This is a genomic window from Mycobacterium sp. TH-M82 (assembly GCF_057473605.1).
Window position 1 is genome coordinate 1 of sequence record NZ_JBYCKY010000262.1, and the last position, 2,317, is coordinate 2,317.

Sequence of the window (2,317 nt, forward strand, 5' to 3'; positions counted from 1 at the left end):
GCCGGCGACGAACGACGGGCGCAGCGGGCGGTCGGTGAGCCGGCAGGTCAGGACCGCGTCGGTGGACGGCCGGCCCTCACGCCGGAAGAACGACCCGGGGATTCGTCCGGCGGCATACATCCGCTCCTCGACGTCGACGGTCAGCGGGAAGAAGTCCAAATGCTCTTTCGGCGCCTTGCTGGCGGTGGTCGCCGACAGCAGCATGGTCTCGTCGTCCAGGTAGGCGACGACCGCCCCGGCGGCCTGCCGGGCCATCCGGCCCGTCTCGAAACGAATGGTGCGGGTGCCGTAACTCCCGTTGTCGATGGTGGCGGTCGACTCGAACACGCCCTGTTCAATTTCAGCTACCGACATGAATGTCCGTTCTGGGCTCAATCGGTTGTTTCGCTTCGCCCCGCGTGGACCCCGAGAACCGGATGCGGCCACGGTCGTCGATCGAAGCGGCCGGCTCTGTCCCGAACTGGGAGCCCGGCCGCCACTACCGAAGACCGCCCGATACAGGTTCAGCTGCCCGGTGATCGTATCCCGTCGTGACGAGCCGGAGCGGAGCGCGCGAAGCTGCGCGGCCCACACCGATATCCCGGCCTATGCTGCCTAGACGGCCTGGAACGGCCTTACTCTACACGCTTTGATAGCGCGGATTCAGTTCACGTCCTCCACGCACACCGTGAACCTGCGGTCGTCGTAGGCGTAGCCCAGGCCACTGGCGCACTGGTCGACGTTGGCCGCATCCTTGAGGATCTGGGTGGCACGCTGGCGGTGCGGCGCCGACGTGTCGGTGCAGTCCACCCGCGCCGGGTCGGTGTTGTGCTCGGGGTCGACACTCATGCAGCCGCCGACCACCCAGTCGATGTCCAGGCAGGCGGTGCTGGCCGACCTGCTGAACGCGTTTCGCATCGAATAGGAGGAGTCGACGTCGGCCGGGCACTGCTCGCCGTCACCGCCGTCTCCTTTCACCACAACCACCACCTTGAAGTTGGAGGTCGGGCTTCCGCAGACCGCCTCGGTCGCCGTCGGCCGGTCCGAGGTGCCGCCGACGTGCAGACAATCCCCCACCTTCAGGTCCGCGGTGTTGGCCGCCGACGAGCACCCGGTCAACCCTGCGGTGATCAGTGTGCTCACAGTGCTCACAGTGCTCACAGTGGCTGCCAACACGACCCTCCCCCGCAAGCGGGCGGTACCCCCCGTCAGGACACGCATGGCATACGACGTCAGCGCCGCAGGCCCAGACGCTCGATGAGCGACCGATACCGCTCCACATCAACCTGAGCCACGTATTTGAGCAGTCGCCGCCGCCGCCCCACCAGCAGCAGCAGACCGCGCCGCGAGTGGTGGTCGTGTTTATGCACCTTGAGGTGCTCGGTGAGGTCGGTGATCCGTCTGGTCAGCAATGCGACCTGCGCCTCCGGCGATCCGGTGTCGGTCTCATGCAGGCCGTAGGTGCTCAGGATCTCTTTTTTCTGCTCGGCCGTCAGCGCCACGAAGCATCTCCATCAATCGGTCCGCGATCATCGGTATAACGGGCGGCCACCGCGAACTGCAGCACACCCCGCGGCGGCGAGTTTAACAGCGTGGGCACCCGGCAAGCCCAACGAGCCCGTCGACGAAGGAAATTCAGTCGGCATCCAGCAGGCTGCGCGCCTTCTCGGTGTCGGCGTTCATGGCGGCGACCAGGTCAGGCACCGATGCGAACTTCTGCTGGCCCCGGATCCGGGCGACGAAGTCGACCGCGACGTGCTGGCCGTACAGGTCACCGGTGCTGTCGATCACGAACGCCTCGACGGTGCGGGTGCGCCCGGAAAATGTCGGGTTGGTGCCTACCGACACCGCCGCGCGGTACCGCTCGCCCGGAACGATGGTGCCCGTCACCACAGCGTGCCCGAGGACAGTGAACCAGGCGGCGTACACCCCGTCGGCCGGGATGGCCGAATACATCGGCGGCGCCACGTTGGCGGTCGGGAAGCCTAGCTGCGTGCCCCGCCCGTCGCCGCGCACCACCACCCCCTCCACGCGGTGCGGGCGGCCCAGCGCCTCGGCGGCCGCCACCACGTCACCCGCGTCGACGCAGGACCGGACGTAGGTGGAGGAGAAGGTCACGGTCTCGGAGTCGTGATGTTCGGCCAGCAGCGACATCGCCTCGACCGCGAAGCCGAATCGCTCTCCCGCCCGGCGCAGCAGGTCGACGTTGCCTGCCGCCTTCTTTCCGAAGGTGAAGTTCGCACCCACCACCACTTCCACCACGTGCAGGTGCTCGACCAGCAGCTCGTGGATGTAGCGCTCCGGCGTGAGCTTCATGAAATCGGTGGTGAACGGCATC

At 67.2% G+C, this 2,317-nt stretch carries 3 protein-coding genes and 1 pseudogene; all 4 read right to left on the reverse strand.

Going from position 1 to position 2,317, the window contains the following annotated elements; all coding sequences use genetic code 11:
* Window positions 1-354: pseudogene (locus AC2VON_RS08175) on the reverse strand (polyribonucleotide nucleotidyltransferase); the annotation flags it as partial.
* A 288-nt stretch (window positions 355-642) separates the two neighbouring features.
* Entirely contained in the window at window positions 643-1,200 is a 558-nt protein-coding gene (lppU, locus tag AC2VON_RS08180) for an LppU family putative lipoprotein (RefSeq protein WP_486952500.1), read from the reverse strand.
* An 11-nt stretch (window positions 1,201-1,211) separates the two neighbouring features.
* The gene (rpsO, locus tag AC2VON_RS08185) at window positions 1,212-1,481 is read right to left on the reverse strand and encodes a 30S ribosomal protein S15 (RefSeq protein ID WP_486952501.1); all 270 of its coding nucleotides are present in this window, start codon (window positions 1,479-1,481) and stop codon (window positions 1,212-1,214) included.
* Window positions 1,482-1,614: 133 nt separating this feature from the next.
* Window positions 1,615-2,317, reverse strand: a 703-nt coding sequence (locus AC2VON_RS08190; protein WP_486952502.1) for a bifunctional riboflavin kinase/FAD synthetase, incomplete at its 5' end; no start/stop codon positions are given.